At 36.6% G+C, this 16,622-nt stretch carries 15 protein-coding genes; 1 reads left to right on the top strand and 14 read right to left on the bottom strand.

The window, feature by feature from the left end:
* Positions 1-62: 62 nt before the first annotated feature.
* The 14 genes from NTHER_RS05740 to resB form a co-directional block, all read right to left on the bottom strand.
* A complete protein-coding gene (locus NTHER_RS05740; RefSeq protein ID WP_012447590.1) occupies positions 63-1,475 on the bottom strand; it encodes a phosphoglucomutase/phosphomannomutase family protein in 1,413 nt (470 codons plus the stop codon).
* A gap of 291 nt (positions 1,476-1,766) precedes the next feature.
* A complete protein-coding gene (hemL, locus tag NTHER_RS05735) occupies positions 1,767-3,062 on the bottom strand; it encodes a glutamate-1-semialdehyde 2,1-aminomutase (protein WP_414628118.1) in 1,296 nt (431 codons plus the stop codon).
* Between the two features lie 47 nt (positions 3,063-3,109).
* Positions 3,110-3,640 (bottom strand): siroheme decarboxylase subunit beta, encoded by a 531-nt coding sequence (gene ahbB, locus NTHER_RS05730; protein ID WP_012447588.1) that lies wholly within the window; start codon positions 3,638-3,640, stop codon positions 3,110-3,112.
* A gap of 38 nt (positions 3,641-3,678) precedes the next feature.
* A complete protein-coding gene (ahbA, locus tag NTHER_RS05725; protein WP_012447587.1) occupies positions 3,679-4,149 on the bottom strand; it encodes a siroheme decarboxylase subunit alpha in 471 nt (156 codons plus the stop codon).
* 73 nt (positions 4,150-4,222) lie between these two features.
* Positions 4,223-5,206 carry a putative heme d1 biosynthesis radical SAM protein NirJ2 gene (gene nirJ2 / locus NTHER_RS05720; RefSeq protein WP_012447586.1) on the bottom strand — a complete coding sequence of 328 codons (984 nt, stop codon included), beginning with the start codon at positions 5,204-5,206 and terminating at the stop codon, positions 4,223-4,225.
* A 23-nt stretch (positions 5,207-5,229) separates the two neighbouring features.
* Entirely contained in the window at positions 5,230-6,210 is a 981-nt protein-coding gene (hemB, locus tag NTHER_RS05715; protein WP_012447585.1) for a porphobilinogen synthase, read from the bottom strand.
* A gap of 73 nt (positions 6,211-6,283) precedes the next feature.
* Positions 6,284-7,465 (bottom strand): putative heme d1 biosynthesis radical SAM protein NirJ1, encoded by a 1,182-nt coding sequence (gene nirJ1 / locus NTHER_RS05710; protein ID WP_012447584.1) that lies wholly within the window; start codon positions 7,463-7,465, stop codon positions 6,284-6,286.
* Complete coding sequence (cobA, locus tag NTHER_RS05705; protein WP_012447583.1) at positions 7,462-9,012, bottom strand: uroporphyrinogen-III C-methyltransferase; 1,551 nt, start codon at positions 9,010-9,012, stop codon at positions 7,462-7,464. The genes nirJ1 and cobA overlap by 4 nt, the downstream gene beginning before the upstream one ends.
* 2 nt (positions 9,013-9,014) lie before the next feature.
* Positions 9,015-9,950 carry a hydroxymethylbilane synthase gene (gene hemC / locus NTHER_RS05700; protein ID WP_012447582.1) on the bottom strand — a complete coding sequence of 312 codons (936 nt, stop codon included), beginning with the start codon at positions 9,948-9,950 and terminating at the stop codon, positions 9,015-9,017.
* Positions 9,928-10,620 carry a precorrin-2 dehydrogenase/sirohydrochlorin ferrochelatase family protein gene (locus NTHER_RS05695; RefSeq protein WP_012447581.1) on the bottom strand — a complete coding sequence of 231 codons (693 nt, stop codon included), beginning with the start codon at positions 10,618-10,620 and terminating at the stop codon, positions 9,928-9,930. The genes hemC and NTHER_RS05695 overlap by 23 nt, the downstream gene beginning before the upstream one ends.
* A 24-nt stretch (positions 10,621-10,644) precedes the next feature.
* Positions 10,645-11,478 (bottom strand): cytochrome c biogenesis protein, encoded by an 834-nt coding sequence (locus NTHER_RS05690; protein ID WP_012447580.1) that lies wholly within the window; start codon positions 11,476-11,478, stop codon positions 10,645-10,647.
* Positions 11,456-12,832 carry a glutamyl-tRNA reductase gene (gene hemA, locus NTHER_RS05685; protein WP_012447579.1) on the bottom strand — a complete coding sequence of 459 codons (1,377 nt, stop codon included), beginning with the start codon at positions 12,830-12,832 and terminating at the stop codon, positions 11,456-11,458. Before hemA ends, NTHER_RS05690 begins: the two co-directional genes overlap by 23 nt.
* 48 nt (positions 12,833-12,880) lie before the next feature.
* Positions 12,881-13,732 (bottom strand): c-type cytochrome biogenesis protein CcsB, encoded by an 852-nt coding sequence (ccsB, locus tag NTHER_RS05680; protein WP_012447578.1) that lies wholly within the window; start codon positions 13,730-13,732, stop codon positions 12,881-12,883.
* Positions 13,733-13,798: 66 nt separating this feature from the next.
* Positions 13,799-15,172 (bottom strand): cytochrome c biogenesis protein ResB, encoded by a 1,374-nt coding sequence (gene resB, locus NTHER_RS05675; protein ID WP_012447577.1) that lies wholly within the window; start codon positions 15,170-15,172, stop codon positions 13,799-13,801.
* Positions 15,173-15,454: 282 nt separating this feature from the next.
* On the opposite strand from resB, the gene NTHER_RS05670 reads away from it, so the two are divergent.
* Positions 15,455-16,621: a M20 family metallopeptidase gene (locus NTHER_RS05670; protein ID WP_012447576.1), complete on the top strand. Its 1,167-nt coding sequence runs from the start codon at positions 15,455-15,457 to the stop codon at positions 16,619-16,621.
* The last annotated feature ends 1 nt before the right edge of the window (position 16,622 follow it).

Below are 16,622 nucleotides of genomic sequence, written 5' to 3'. Positions count from 1 at the left end.
TGACTTATTAATAATATCACTCCTTTAGGTTAGAAAAACTTCTGTAAATAGAACCACAAATCCTATATCTCCAGTCTGTTTCTAATCTCTTTTTGTAAAACTTCTAATTCTCTCCATGAATTAGTTTCTCCATAAATCCTAAATAAAGGTTCAGTACCCGATGGCCTAATCAATATCCAACTATCATCTTCACACTCAATTTTCAAACCGTCCACAGTATTAAAATCAATAACCCTATGGTTAGCTAATTTTTTGGGACGCCATGTTTCTAAAATTTCTAATACTCGGCTTTTATCATCTTCAGAAACATGAATATCCAATCTTTCATTTACTAAAGTACCATATTCTTCGTAGATTTGATCTAAATATCCCTTCAAATCGCCTTTTTTAGCAATAATTTCTACTATTAATAAACATGCCAATATTCCATCCTTTTCAGGAATATGTCCTCTTATGCTTAATCCTCCACTTTCTTCTCCACCAAGGACACAATCTTCATCTCTTAAATTTTTACCAATAAATTTGAAGCCAACAGGTGTTTCAAAAACTTCTTGGTTGTGCTCATTTGCAATTCTATTTAACATATGTGTTGTTGAAACAGTTTTGGTTACTGGACCCTGAATTCCTTTATTTAAAAGGTGGTGATATAACATGGAAAGCACTTGATTAGCATTGATAAACTCTCCTCGATAATCGATTATACCAAATCTATCGGCATCACCGTCCAATGCTAAACCTAAATGATAGTTATTGTCCTTAACCATAGATGAAAGTTCCTTGAGAACCGAGGGAGCCGGTTCCGGCATCTTTCCACCAAATAAAGGGTCTCTGTAATTACAAATCGCTTCTACCTCACACCCGAGTTCCGATAATAATTTATCTAAGTAGCCTGCCCCCGCTCCGTACATGGGATCAACAAGTATTTTTAAACCAGCATTTTTAATCGCTTCTTGATCAACTAAACTCTTCAGTTGTTCTAAATATGCATCTCGATCATTAGCTAATCTGATCATTTCTTCTTGTTTCCCTTTTCTATAAGGCATTCGTTTAATATTACCCTGATCCTGAACTTGCTTCACTTTTTTCTCAATTTCTGCTGTTATTTCGGGTAAAGCTGGGCCAGCATAATCAGGTATAAATTTTAAACCATTGTATTCAGGAGGGTTATGGCTAGCTGTAAACATTAAAGCACCTATAGTTTCCCTTTTGACCACACTGAAAGCTGTGGTCGGAGTTGGTACTGCTTTATTGCTTATTAAGACTTTAATTCCGTTCCCTGCCAAAACCTCTGCAGCGCGCTGGGCAAATTCAGGAGATAAGAATCTATTATCGTATCCAATAAAGATTTGATGATCATCTCCCTTTAAATTTTTAACATAATCGGCAATACCTTGAGTTACTATTTCTACATTAGAAAAAGTAAAGTCCTCGGCCATTACAGCTCGCCATCCATCTGTTCCAAATTTTATACCCATAAACCTCACTCCTTTCATATCAGGTCAATGTATCCCTCTTTGTCGAAATGGTTATTTAATTCATATTCAGTTACAATACAGTATAACAAAATTTTACCATAAACTACAATTTGAAACTTATTTTCGCATAAATTCTTTCCACTTTATTAGTCTAACACTTTAGCAAAAAAATAAACCGGCGACTCTATAGTTCGCCGGTTTGATATTACTTATTTAGAGTAATTCCAGTGTATAACTATACTGTGTACCTCTTATGACTAAAGTCACGAGAGTGCGTGACGACTTTTCAAATTATACCTGAGCTGCTTTCGACAAAGCTTTATCGGCAATTTGTATGGTTTTTTCAATATCCTCCTGGGTGTGTACTAAAGACATAAACATAGCTTCAAATTGACTAGGTGCCAAATACACACCTTCAGATAACATAGTCTCAAAATATTTTACAAACTTATCGTTATCTGAACTGGTTGCACTTTCAAAATCAGTTACTGGTCCTTCTGTGAAATACATCCCTACCATTGTACCTACTCGGTTAATAGTCACTGATACTCCATTTTTATCTGCCACTTTTGCCAATCCTTCTGCTAGATGTTTACTTTTTGATTCTAATTGGTCGTAGCTACCCTCTTGTCTTAAGACTTTCAAGGTTTCAATTCCTGCCCTCATAGCTATGGGATTACCTGATAAAGTTCCAGCTTGATAAATTGATCCAGCTGGTGCTATGTACTCCATAATCTCCTCTTTGCCGCCATAAGCACCAACAGGTAATCCGCCACCAATAACCTTACCAAGACAAGTTAGATCTGGTGTAACTCCGTAATAAGCTTGTGCACCACCATAAGAAACTCTAAAACCAGTCATCACTTCATCAAAAATTAGTAAAGAACCGTATTTGCTAGTAAGTTCTCGCAACCCTTCCAGATATCCTTCATTAGGCGGAACCACACCCATATTACCAGCAACAGGTTCCAATATCACACCTGCAATATCATCTCCATATTTATTAAACACTTGTTCCATAACTTCTAAGTTATTGTAAGGTACTGTAATTGTATTCTCGGCAATACTGGCTGGTACCCCGGGACTATCTGGCAATCCAAGAGTTGTCACACCCGATCCTGCTTTTATCAATAAACTATCAGAATGTCCGTGATAACAGCCAGTCAGTTTGACTATTTTGTTTTTTCCGGTATATCCGCGAGCAAGTCTCAATGCACTCATAGTAGCTTCTGTCCCGGAATTCACCATTCTAACCATTTCTATAGAAGGTACTGCCTCAATCACTAGTTCTGCCATTTCATTTTCCAGTTCTGTAGGTGATCCATAACCAGTACCGTAATCGATTTGTTCTTTTAAAGCATCTCTTATTTGGGGATGACAATGGCCTAAAATTAATGGCCCATAGGACGCTACATAGTCAATGTATTCATTATCATCAACATCGTAAACCTTAGAACCTGATCCATCTTTAATAAATAATGGGTCACTCTCTACCGAGCTAAAAGCACGGGCTGGACTGTTAACTCCTCCGGGCATCAAATCACAAGCTGTTTTAAAATACTTTTGCGAATTAGCATAACGCAAAATCAATCCCTCCTTATTCCTTATCAGATTTGACAATTCAAATTTGACAATTAATTAAAATAAGTCATGCTAGTTTTCTTATACTCCTTTGTACTGTATAACAGTTCATAATTTTCAATTCCTGTTATACGAGACATTTCCCGGGCAATTTTTTCACACTCATCTCTGGTTTCAGCATGAATCATAGTAAACAAATTATAAGGCCAATCCGGATAAGTCGGCCTTAAATAGACATGGCTTGCTTCTTGAAATCGAGCCATTTGGTTTCCGACTTGTTCCACCTGATTATTGGGAACTTCCCAAGCTACCATGGCATTTGCTTTAAACCCTGCTTGTCTGTGTTTAATGATCCCCCCTATACGTCTTAGTAAGCCTTGCTCCTTCATATTTTTGATTTCAGCTAGTAATTTTTCTTCGGAAATCCCTAATTGATTAGCAATGTCTCGATAGGGCTGTTTGCTTGAGGGTAAGTCTCCCTGAAGCTGTGTGACAATTTGTTTTTGTAAATTAGTAAGTTTGTTAGGGTTTTGATCTTGGGAATTGATTTGATCATTATCACTCAGGTTTGGAGTCTTTTTCATAACATTCACCTCTACTAGTTTAGCAATGGAATAATATTTTAATCCATCTTGAAATTAACCCCTATTTTAAACAATTTAAGGGCAGGCAATTTTAACATTCTTTTCACACCAGGCAACTGGGAAATCTCCTTTAATTGTCTGTCTAATTCATCTTCTCCTGAGGCAGCCAAAGTAAACCACAAGTTGAAATCGTGCTCACGCTTGTAATTGTGGGTTACACCTTGATATTCATTGATCCTTCCTGCTACTTCATCTATATTGGCCTGGTCAACTTTCAAAGCGATCAGAGTTGTTTTAAAGCCTAATTTCTTTGTATCAAAAACACCACCAAGTCTTCGGATAAATCCACTTTCTCGCATATCCTGGACGCGCTGAAACACTTCCTCTTCATTGCTATTTACTTCTTGGGCTAGTTTTTTATATGGGCGTTTTTCTATAGGAAAACCTCTTTGGATAGTGTTTAGTATCTTTTTATCAAGTTCATCTAGCTGTTCTTGATTCTTGGTCATAATATTCCTCCCAAGATATTTAATAAAGTTATTCCTGACAGTTATTTTTACAATTATTCCTGACAATTTCTAGCTAGTTATTCTTGTATAAACACCAGGGGTCTTCTGCCATATAATTACCATTATAATAATATGCCCGAGCTCGGCATCCACTACAGTACTCTAAGTAATTGCAGTTTCCGCACTTACCTTCTAAGTCCATTGTCCGCAGTTCATTCAGAAGCTCACTGTTTTTCCAAATTTCATCAAAAGGAGTTTCGAGAACATTTCCGACTTTATGAGGAAGATAAGGGCATGGATTTACATCGCCATTAGGTGTAATACAACAATATGAGGTTCCTGCTAAACAACCTCTAGTAAACCTCATATCTATCCCTTTCATGTGAGCTATTCTCATGAATTGAGGTGCACAGGTTGGTTTTAATTCAATATCCACCTCTGATTGCTTATCAATTATCCTATGCAGCAATTGTTCATATCTCTTTTGTCTTACACCTTCTGTCTCAATATCCTTGGCTCTACCTGTTGGTACTAAGAAAAAAATGTGATGAGCTTTAGCTCCCAATTCAACTGCAAATTCTGTTAATTCTTCAAATTCATGATAATTTTGTTCTACTATAGTAGTATGGATTTGAAAATCCAGCCCTTCAGCAAGACAATTTTTTATTCCAGTAAGGGCATCATCAAAGCTGCCTGGGGTTTGTCTAAAATCATCATGTACTTCCGGATGTACACTATCTAAACTAATACCCAGCCGAACAGCTCCGGCTTCCTTTAATTTTCTAGCCACTTTCCTGGTAATTGTGGTACCTGAAGTTCCCAAGACTGGCCTTAAACCTATCTTCTTGGCATAACTGACTAATTTATAAATGTCTTGGCGTTCCAACGGTTCTCCACCACTAAAAATAATCAACTTAAAACCCGCTGTTTTAATTTCATCTAGTAATTTCTTACCCTCTTCTGTTGTTAATTCGCGACTATCAGCTTCCCCGGCATCACGATAACAGTGCTTACAATTTAAGTGACAACTTTTGGTTGTATTCCACGACACTAGCATCTGCTAATCGCCTCCTATAGCTATTACTCAATTCCTTGAAGCCAGCGGGCTGCATCATCGGCAAAGTAAGTCAGGATCATATCAGCTCCAGCTCGCTTGAAACTAATCAACTTTTCCAGAACTACTTCCCGCTCATTTAGCCAGCCCTTGTCAGCAGCTGCTTTTATCATGGAATACTCACCACTGACATTGTAAGCTGCTATTGGATGGTTGAACTTTTGTTTCACTTCTTTTATCACATCCAGATAACTTAAACCGGGTTTAATCATAACTATATCGGCACCTTCGTTAATATCAAGCTCAACTTCTCTGAGTGCTTCTTTACCATTGGCAGGGTCCATTTGATAGGATCTGCGATCACCTTCTGAAGGAGCTGATTCAGCAGCGTCTCTAAAAGGTCCATAAAAGCTAGATGAAAATTTCGCTGAATAAGCCATGATAGGTAACTGTGAAAAGCCTGCCTCATCTAGTTTGTCCCGAATCACTTTTACAAAACCATCCATCATATTGGAAGGAGCCACCATATCGGCCCCTGCTTGTCCATGAGAAATAGCAATTTCAGCTAGTTCTTCTATAGTAGAATCATTATCAACGGTTCCCTCTTTTATTAAACCACAATGCCCATGGGTAGTATAGCCACACAGGCAAACATCAGTAATTACAGTCAGTTCTGGTAAACTACTTTTGATTTCACGGCAAGCTCTTTGAACAGCTTCTTCTGAATCTTTTCCCGAACTACCTGTTGAGTCTTTATAATTAGGTATACCAAATAACATTATCGCTGGTATGCCTAATTCATAAATTTCTTTTAGATGTTGTACAATTTTATCTACAGGCCATTGATAAACACCAGGCATTGAGGGCACTGGTTTGGGCTCCTGGATGGCACTATTTACAAAAACAGGGTAAATCAAATCACTTACATCCAATTTATGCTCTCGAACCATCTGTCTCATTTGTTTAGTCGCTCTTAATCGCCTCATTCGATACTCAGGATATTTCATTACTGCCACCCCCTAGTAGCTATTTATTAAAACTTTTCCCTTCAAAAGTTGTTATATCACGTTGTATAAAAAATTATTTTAAACCGATCTCTTTATCAGTCAAATAGCAAGCTGGATCAGAAGCCCAAAAATCGTGATAAACAGACTCAGCCCTAGCCCTGAAATTACCGTTGCAATAGTCAAGCCAACGACATTGACTACAGCGCCCTTTTAATAAAGGTTTCCTATCTTTTAATCCCCGTAATATTTCATTCGAATCAGTATCAGTCCAAATTTCACCAAAGGGGCGTTCCTTGACATTACCAAAAGTATGATTTTGAGTAAATTGATCTGGATGGACCCATCCCTGACTATCTACACTGCTAATAGCTATGCCACTACGATTTCCCCCATTTTTTCCTAAAAGTTTCAATATTTCCTGGGCTTTAGCTGGATCTTCTTGAAGCATTTTTTGATAAATATAGATACCATCGGCATGATTTGCTACCATTAAGATCTCCTTGGGATCATTAATCCTGGCAAACTCGAGAGTTTTTTCCATGATCAAGTCAAGTACTTCTCTTGTTTCTTCAGGTGAAATGTCCTGATCTTTCATTTCACTTCCCCGGCCAGAATAAACCAGGTGATAAAAGCATACCCGCGGAATATTTTCTTCTTTTATTAATTTAAAAATATCAGGTAACTCTTTATAATTATGACGGTTTATAGTAAACCTTAGCCCCACTTTTTGACCTTCTTCAAGACAGTTTCGTATTCCTGCCAGAGCATCTTGAAAAGCTCCACTTTGTCCTCTAAAATTGTCATTATTCTCTCCAATTCCATCAAGGCTGATACCTACATAACTGATCCCAATTTTTTTAAAATCCTTTGCCATCTGTTTATCGATCAAAGTTCCATTGGTAGAAATAGTCGATCTTATACCTTTTTGGGCAGCATATTCTGCCAGTTCAAAGAAATCATTTCTCAACAAAGGTTCTCCACCTGAAAATAACAATACAGGTACATTGAAAGCTTGTAAATCATCTATAAAAGTCTTAGCTTCTTTAGTAGACAATTCTCCAGAATAAGAATTACTATCGGAATCGGAATAACAGTGAATACAATTTAAATTGCACGTTCTAGTACAATTCCAAACTACTACTGGTCCATGGCCTTTACGAGTTCCATGAACTGTTTTTCCTGAATCCTTGTGATATCTAAGACCATCTCCATAATGATCACTGTCCTGCATTAATAATTTAGTTACACTAATCATTTAAACTCCTCCTCCACGTTCTCATCCAGATTATCTATCAAGGATTCTACCAGACCTGGAATTGTATATTCATTGGCAATTGAATTAACTTCTATACCATACTGTTGGCAAGTACTAGCAGTGATAGGGCCGATACATGCAATATGAGTGTTAGCTAGTACGGCGCCTGGTTCATTTAACCCTACATTTAATTCTAACACTTCCACAAAATTTTTTACCGTAGAAGAACTAGTGAATGTGATGGCGTCTAACTCATTTTGTTTTAACATTTTCCGGACTTTTTCTGTGTCTTTAGTGTCTTTTACTGTTTCATAAGCAGTAATTACATCCACTTTTAAGCCCTGCTCCCTTAAAGCTTCCGGCAGTACTTCTCTAGCTTCTTTTGCACGGGGAATTAGGACACGATCACCTGATTTAACTTGCTCTTTCATTAAGTCGATCAATGCTTCAGCTCTATATTCTTGGGGCACTACATCAGCCTTTATACCCTTCTCTTCTAAAGATTCTTTAGTTTTAGAACCAATAGCACAAGTTTTTAAGCCGGCGAGTTGTCTACAATCATAATCTAAATTTTCTAATCTATTAAAAAAGTGTTTCACCCCGTTAACACTAGTAAAAACCAGCCAGTTATATTCAGCCAATTTTTTAATAGCTTCATCCAGGGGTTGGTATGTATCAGGTTTTTCTATTTTAATTGTGGGGAACTCCACAGGTTGACCACCCAGTTGGGAAATTTTATATGAAAGTTCACTAGCCTGACTTCTCGCCCTAGTAACTAGAATATTTTTATTAAAAAAGGGCTTCTTTTCAAACCAAGCCAGTTGTTCTCGTAAATTTACCACTTCACCAATTATGATTACCGCCGGTGATTTAAAGTTTTCGCTCTTTGCTTTTTCTACTATATTCGATAGGGTACCGGTCAGGGTTTTCTGATAGGGGCGAGTCCCCCATCTAACTAAAGCTATAGGGGTTTCAGAATCTTTTCCATGGGCCAGCAAGTTATCAACTATTCTGGAGAGGTTACCCACTCCCATCAAGAAACACAAAGTTCCACTTTCTAAGGCTAAGTCTTGCCATGAGATAGAACTTTCAGCTTTGTCCGGATCCTCATGACCGGTTATGACCGCAAAACTTGAACTTAGTCCTCGGTGAGTAACTGGTATTCCTGCATACATAGGAGCTGCTACTGCTGAAGTTATACCAGGTACCACTTCAAAAGGTATATTATGTTCTTTTAAAGCTATGACCTCCTCACCTCCCCTGCCAAATACAAAGGGATCACCGCCCTTTAATCTTGCAATAATTTTACCTTGCTCAGCTTGTTCAATTAATAAATCATTTATTTCTTCTTGTGTTAAAGTATGTTTTTCAGGGCTTTTGCCCACAAATATAAACTCGGCAGTAGAAGGTGCATATCGCAATAAAGCTTGGGGAATAAGCCGGTCATAAACAATTACATTAGCTTCTTTGACACAGTTTAGGCCTTTGACAGTAATTAGGCCTTCATCTCCTGGGCCCGCACCTATTAAATATACTCTCCCTGACACATCTACCCCTCCTTAAGTTCTGACAATATTTTATTTGCTCCTAACTCTATCAGCTCTTCAGCCAGGTCATTTCCCAATGTAGATGGTATTTTGTTATTATCACTAAGATGAGTTTGAACACTTCTTTTTATTACATCTTGCCCATCCTCACTTGCAACTACTCCTGTCAAATGTAGTTCATTTGAAATAATTTCAGCATAAGCTCCTACAGGCACATGGCAGCTACCACCTAATCTATTAAGAAAAGCTCTTTCTGCCCCAATTGCCTTTCTGCTTTCCGAATCATCTAATACTGCTAGTTTTTCTTTGAGATTCTCGTTATCATGGCGAATCTCTAATCCTAAAGCACCTTGACCGGGACAGGGAACTATTATTTCTGGAGATATATTCTGGCTAATACTGTCTGTCATCCCTGATCTAACAAGCCCTGCTTTTGCTAGGACCACGGCATCTAACTCTGGAAGTTCTTGGAGCTTATTCATTCTGGTATTAATATTTCCTCTAATAGGAATTATTTGTAAGTCATTTCTGTAAGCTTTTAACTGTGAACCACGCCTTAAACTGCTAGTTCCTATCTTAGCATTTTCAGGCAGTTCGTCTATTGTAATATCATTATTGGAAATCAGGGCATCAAGAGGATCGACTCTCTTAGTGATGGCACAAATTTCAAGATCTTCAGTAGTTTCCGTAGGTATATCTTTCATACTATGAACAGCCAAATCGATTTCTCCTTGAAGTAAGGCATTTTGGATCTCTTTTAAAAATAAACCCTTGCCACCAACTTTGGATAGAGAAACATTTAGTAACTGATCACCCTTTGTTTCAATTTTTTTAATTTCAATTTCTATGTCTGGATAATGCGTTTTTAATTGTTCTACTACCCAATTAGTTTGGTCAAGGGCAAGTTGGCTCCTTCTAGTCCCTATTCTTAGTTTCATCTTGTTGCCTCCCATTCTCTATTAACTGTTTTAGTAATTTATCACAAAAATATTCCAGGTCTTTTCTATTAGTATCTTTGACCTGGTCAAATATTGCATCATCTTCCACCAGTTTATTAAAAATATAAGATCTCGTATCTGAATCAGGAATCTGATTTTTCACTTTTATTCTAGCTATTTTTAAAAACTCAACATATTTCTCCCATTCTTGTCCAAATTCCTGTTCAAAGTTTCGGCGCAATTTAGCAGCCAGGGCTGGACTAGCCCCTTGGGTTGATATGGAAATATTTAAATCACCTCTAGAAATTGTAGCAGGCACATAAAAAGTAGATTCTTCAGCTGAAGTGACTACATTAACGGGAACACCTTTTTCTTTACCCTCTTTAGCAATTTCACTATTAATTTCGGGATCAAAAGTACAAGCGAAAGCCAAAACAGCACCCTGCAAATCCCCGTACTGATAAGGCCTTTTAATCCATTTAAGATTATGGCTTTCCAAAAGTTTTTCAATCTTAGGATTGATTTCAGGAGAAATAATAACTACTTGAGATGTAGCTTTTACTAAAGAAGAAATTTTCCTTGAAGCTACTTTTCCTCCACCAACAACAACACAATTTGCTTCAATTTCCGATAGGTTCAACATTATAGGGTAACTTTCGTAGCTGATCACTTTTGCAGCCTCCCAAAAGAATAATTAATAAAAGTGATGTAGTCCACCATCCAGCAATCTTACCACAAAATAATTTATCATAATTGCAATAAAACCAATTAAATTCAAATAAGAAATCACCTTACCTTGAAATCCCCATATTAATTTATTATACAGATATATTCCATACACCAACCAAATGAAAAGGGTAACTATAAATTTGGGCTCCCAAAACCAGTAAGCACCCCAAATTTCATCACTCCATATACCGCCAAATCCAATACCTACTGTTAAAAATATGAACCCGGTAAATATTATCCGATAATTTAACTTGTTCAGCTGATCTAGAGAAGGAATCAATTTGACAATAATAGTAATTTGTTTGTTTTTTATACAACGATCCAGAAACAAATACATTCCTTCAGTTAAAAAAGACGCACTAAAACAACCATATGCAATAATCACAAAGGCTATATGATAGCCAAGCCATCCTCCCATCATTTCGGAAGTAAGTTGCGGAGGATTTTGGGGAGCAAATAAAGAGACTATCATAAATAAAGCTGACAAAGGATAACTGAAAAATTTTAATAGCTCAACATCATATATTTTTTCTGCAGCTTTGGCCACGGTTACCAAGACAATTGCAGCTAAAATCAGCGTCTCATAAAATGAAAATAATGACAAATACCCTAAAGCATAGCTCCTACCTATAAATTTAGACAACAGCAATAGATAGCCAAAATCACCCAGAAATTGAGAAATAGCTTTTTGATAGTTATTTCCAGGCTGATCTAAATATTTTACTGAAAGAATAAATAAGGCTGTCGATGCAAGCAAACTGATAGCTATTATAAGATTAATTATGGAAATCGGATTCATGGTGACCCCTCTCTGTAGAAGATTGAGTAACGGACTCAACTTCCTTTGAAGATGAATGCTCTTCTCCATCCTTGGGGATAACTTCATCTTCTAAATCAAATAATTGAGCCAGAGTGGCCATATACAATTCACTTTTATCTTCAACAGCAAATTCTTTTATTCTAAGCACAGGTTCCTTTAATATCTTATTAACTATACTCTTAGTCAATTTATCTACGGCTTCTTGCTCCTTTGGACTAAGATTTTTAAGTTTTTTATGATACTTTTCAAGTTCCATTTTCCTAACATCTTCAGCTTTTTCTCGTAAAGCTGATATCAGAGGCACTACATCTCTAGTTTTATACCAAACCATAAATTCAGCCACCTCTTCACTAATTATTAGTTCTGCGTTTCGTGCTTCTTCCTGTCTTTCTTGCATATTAGATTCCACAACTGCTTCTAAATCATCAATGGTATACAAATAAGCATTATCTTGATTATTGACAGATGGCTCTACGTCTCTAGGTACAGCGATATCAATTAAAAACATAGGACTATATTTTCTTGATTTCATAGCTCTTTTGATTTGTTCTTCTTTAATTACAAAATGTGGTGCTCCCGTACTGGTGATCACAATATCAATTTCATTAAGCCATTCACTCAACTGATCATAAGATGCGTAAAGGCCTCCAAATTTATCAGCTAAATTTTTAGCTCTTTCTATAGTCCGGTTAATCACAATTACATCTTTGACACCGTTACTATACAAATGCCTTGCAGCCAGTTCACTCATTTTCCCGGCACCAATAATCAAGGCACGCCGGTTCTGTAAACTCCCGAATATTTTAGTTGCCAGCTCCACACTGGCATAACTGACAGATGCTGCATTATCGTTAATTCCAGTTTCTCTGTGTACCCGTTTACCTGTCCTTAAGGCTTGTTGGTATAGCCCATGGAAAATAGAATCAACTCCACCAGCTTCATCAGACAACTGATAAGCTTTCTTTACTTGACCTAGTATTTCTGTTTCACCAGTTACCAAAGAATTCAGTCCAGCAGTAACTTTAAATATATGACTAACGGCCTCCTGATCTGTAATGAAGTATAAATGATCTACATACTCCCGGGGGTCTAGATCACTAAAATCTGACAGGTATGTCATGATATGATTTTTGCCCGCCTCAATTTGCCCTGTGTTCACTGTAAAGTGAACCTCTGTTCGATTACAAGTTGATAAAACCGAAGCTTCCTTTATCGGTTGACCTTCAATAAGTTTTTGAACAAGTTCTTTTACCTGTTTAGAAGAGAAAGCTAATTGTTCTCTGGTTTCTACTGATGCGGTTTCATGATTTATTCCGATAACTGCTAGAATCACTAAAACACCTCCAAATCACCATAGGAGTCAATACTGACAAATACTGATTTACAAATAACTGTGTTCACTCGGAAGCAACATATTAACTCCCACATAAGTGAAAAGCACACATAAAAATCCTATAATAGAAAACCAAGCAGTTTTTGTTCCTTTCCAACCACGAGTCAACCGTGCATGTAAATAAATAGAATAAACAATCCAAGTTATTAATGACCAGGTTTCTTTAGGATCCCAACCCCAATATCTTCCCCAAGCTTGTTCTGCCCAAATCGCTCCTGTTAAAATACACAAGGTTAGTCCCATAAAGCCAAAGGCCACTGCTCTGTAATTAATATTATCCAAAAGCTCAAAGGATGGAAAAAAGCTTCTATTAAATATACTATTGTCATCTTCTGCTTTTCTTCTCTTTAACAAGTACATAATAGATATTCCACAGGCTACTGCAAAAGCTCCATACCCCAGGATAGCTGTTATTACATGAACTGATAGCCAAGCACTTTGTAATGCAGGCATAGGAGGTCTGATTTCACTAGGCAGTGTAGATGCATATAAGATCATTAAAAAAGCAATTGGAACCACAAAAGAACCAATCCCTCTATATTTGTATGCAAACTTTCTCTCAATAAAGAGATAGCAAAACATGATTCCCCAAGCAAACCAGGTAGCAAACTCAAATTGATTATGCATAGTTAATCTTGCTGCATTGACCATTCTAACAAAAATTGAAGCAGTATGAACTATCAACCCCATAGTCGCAATAAAAGTGGCGTATTTACCAAGTTTCTGTTCTTTTTTAAAAATTAAATAAGTTACAATATACAGTAAGGCAGCCACTAAATAAAATACAAAAGTAATATCAAACAAAGTATTTTCTAAGGACACTAATTGTTCCTCAGTCACGGTTTTCACCATCCTTTTTTACACTGTTATACATTTTGATAGCAATCTATTTTAAATAACATGCTTTTATAAATTCTCCTCTTTTGATAAATCCTCCACTAATTCATTAAATTCCTGTGTAAAACTCTGTCTATCTTTAAGTCCTTGTCCACCAATAATTAGCTGAGATGAACCGTCTTTAGTTTTCACCCTTACCCATATTCTTTTAGGAAACATGTAAAATGACATTATCAAACCTACTACCATAACAAAGCTTCCAAAGAAAAAAACGGGAATTCCAGGGTCATGAACTACACGCAATCCAGTATATTGGTTATAATCAGTAAACTGAATTTCTTTATCTTGGTATTCTACGGCTTCTTCTGGTTCAGTCACGAACATATCAGCAATTTCTCCACCTTCATAAATCATCCAAATAAAACGAGGATTATTGGGAATTGGTGATTTATTGGTTGGACCATCTGGACCTAAATGGTAATCTGGATAGAAGGAATGAAACATCAAAGTAGTATTGTCTGTGATATGATAATGAGATTCTTCGTATAGGCTAACATCATCTGTAATATCAGTTTCTTTGTTTTTTATTTGTACATCACCCATCCAGCCGTGAGTTGATTGGTAAAAATTTATCCCATCGTATCTTAAAGGATTATTGACATATATTTCTTCCTGTTTTATTTCTTCATTTTCTTCCATAACAGTTAAAGTGCTATAGTACTGATCAACAGAATAATCATCCCTATAATCAATTTCAAAGTCATCTACTCTAACTTCAAAATTTCTTTCTTCTATTTCCATTATGTCCCCAGGTTGTCCACTGACAAAATTTTCAAAGCCGACCCTATTTCCATAAGCAAAACCAAGAACTAATATGACAATACTTAAATGAGTAAGAAATGAACCAAAATATCCTAATTTCCCTCGTTCCGCAAATAACACTTTTTCTCCCGAACTTTCGTCTTCTAATACTTCAGTATTGTATTTCTTTACCCTAAAACATTCCGATACTTTAGAAACTACTTCTTCTTGGGAATCCTCAACTTTTATAGTGGCTGAATTGTTATAATTTTGCAATTGGTTTTCATCCAATATTTTTTTAGGATAAAAAGCTCTACGATAAATTCCGGGAAGTCTTTTTAAACTACAGAGAAATAAGTTAGCACATAAAAGAGCAATTAGGCCGACAAACCACCAGACTTCAAAAATATTATCTAATCCCAAAGCTAAAATAATACTTGATACTAACTCACTATATTGTTCATGATATTGTTCAGGGGGGTGTTCTTGTGGAATAAAGGTTCCTATACTAGATATTACTGCTACCAAGATTAATAAAAGGATCCCTGCTTTCATAGAACTTAAAAAATTAAATATTTTTTTAATAAACTGTTCTTGAGACTCATCTTTTTCATTCTGTTTGGATTTCTCCTGGTCTGCCATGTTGCCACCCCCTACATGATCAATTGTTATATTTATTATAATAATAAATATACTTATTATCATATTCTCACTAAACATAAACGAAGTCAAGTACCATTTAGAAGGTATTTAAACTACTTGCAAATTTTAAAACTATCTTTATGTTTCTTTAAATTTCCTTCGGTTCAGCATCGGCCAGTAAAAACTAGGGCGAAAGTAAGTTGACAAATACCATGAAAAATTATATATTTTCCTCAATCCCATTGTTCATATAGTCCCAAATAAGAGAAAGGAGAGTTTTTGTTGAGTTCAGAAATAAAAACTGAGGTTATTAAAGAAATAAAGAACTTAGAAAAAGAACTTGGCTCAATTGCCGATTTTATCCATCAAAATCCCGAACCTGGACTTGAAGAATTTCAGGCAGTGAAACTCTTAACTAATAAATTATCCCAGGAAGGTTTTGAAGTACAACAACCAATCGCCGGACTTGAAACTGCTTTTAAGGCCTCCTATCAATCACAACACTCCCCGTATCCTAAGATCGGATTTTTAGCGGAGTACGATGCTTTACCTGAAGGACATTCATGTGGGCATAATTTAATTGCTGCCATGAGTTACGGGGCTGGTGTAGCTCTAAAACGATTGCTAGATAAATTTCAAGGTGGAACCATTGAGATATACGGTACACCTGCCGAGGAAACTGATGGTGCCAAGGTCACTATGGTGGAACAAGGAATTTTTAACCATTTAGATGCCGCCTTAATCTGTCATCCTGGTAGCAAAAATATGGTCCTAGATAGTTCATTAGCTATGGACGCTATAGAATTTAAATTTTATGGAAAAGCAGCTCATGCAGCTGCGGCTCCTCATGAAGGAATCAATGCACTAGATGCGGTAATTTCACTCTTTAATAATATTAACTCCTTACGCCAACAATTAACAACAGATGTACGTATTCACGGAATCATCACAGAAGGGGGATCTGCCCCTAATATCATTCCTGAAAAAGGAGTAGCCCGATTCTATGTTAGAGCATCTGAAAGAGATTACTTAAATCAAGTGGTTTCAAAGGTGATTAATTGTGCCAGTGGTGCTGCCCAAGCTACAGGCTGTCAATATGAATATGATTATTTTGAATTATCCTTCGATAACATGATAACTAACAAAACCCTGGCAGATTCATTTCAACAAAATTTAAAAGAACTGGGTGCAGTAATCCACGCCCCAGGGGGTAATTTTGGATCAACAGATATGGGTAATGTCAGCCACGTCACACCCTCAATCCACCCTTTCATTTCAATAAGTTCTCGAGATATTGCAGCACATACAGATGCCTTTAAAGAAGCAGCTGGCTCTAAGGAAGGTAAACAAGGCATGTTATTGGGAGCCAAAGCTCTAGCAATGACTGGTGCCGATTTGTTAGTTCAACCGGAGCTAATTGACCGGATTAAAGCCGATTTTGAAAATTGAA

Source organism: Natranaerobius thermophilus JW/NM-WN-LF (assembly GCF_000020005.1).
In the GTDB taxonomy this organism is placed as follows: domain Bacteria; phylum Bacillota; class Natranaerobiia; order Natranaerobiales; family Natranaerobiaceae; genus Natranaerobius; species Natranaerobius thermophilus.
This window is presented reverse-complemented; position numbering and strand designations above follow the sequence as displayed.

Excerpts from the sequence above, each read along its gene's own strand:
- NTHER_RS05740 (WP_012447590.1), bottom strand. The coding sequence starts at position 1,475 with ATGGGTATAAAATTTGGAACAGATGGATGGCGAGCTGTAATGGCCGAG.
- ahbB (WP_012447588.1), bottom strand. The coding sequence starts at position 3,640 with ATGAAAAAGACTCCAAACCTGAGTGATAATGATCAAATCAATTCCCAA.
- ahbA (WP_012447587.1), bottom strand. The coding sequence starts at position 4,149 with ATGACCAAGAATCAAGAACAGCTAGATGAACTTGATAAAAAGATACTA.
- nirJ2 (WP_012447586.1), bottom strand. The coding sequence starts at position 5,206 with ATGCTAGTGTCGTGGAATACAACCAAAAGTTGTCACTTAAATTGTAAG.
- hemB (WP_012447585.1), bottom strand. The coding sequence starts at position 6,210 with ATGAAATATCCTGAGTATCGAATGAGGCGATTAAGAGCGACTAAACAA.
- nirJ1 (WP_012447584.1), bottom strand. The coding sequence starts at position 7,465 with ATGATTAGTGTAACTAAATTATTAATGCAGGACAGTGATCATTATGGA.
- hemC (WP_012447582.1), bottom strand. The coding sequence starts at position 9,950 with ATGAAACTAAGAATAGGGACTAGAAGGAGCCAACTTGCCCTTGACCAA.
- NTHER_RS05690 (WP_012447580.1), bottom strand. The coding sequence starts at position 11,478 with ATGAATCCGATTTCCATAATTAATCTTATAATAGCTATCAGTTTGCTT.
- resB (WP_012447577.1), bottom strand. The coding sequence starts at position 15,172 with ATGGCAGACCAGGAGAAATCCAAACAGAATGAAAAAGATGAGTCTCAA.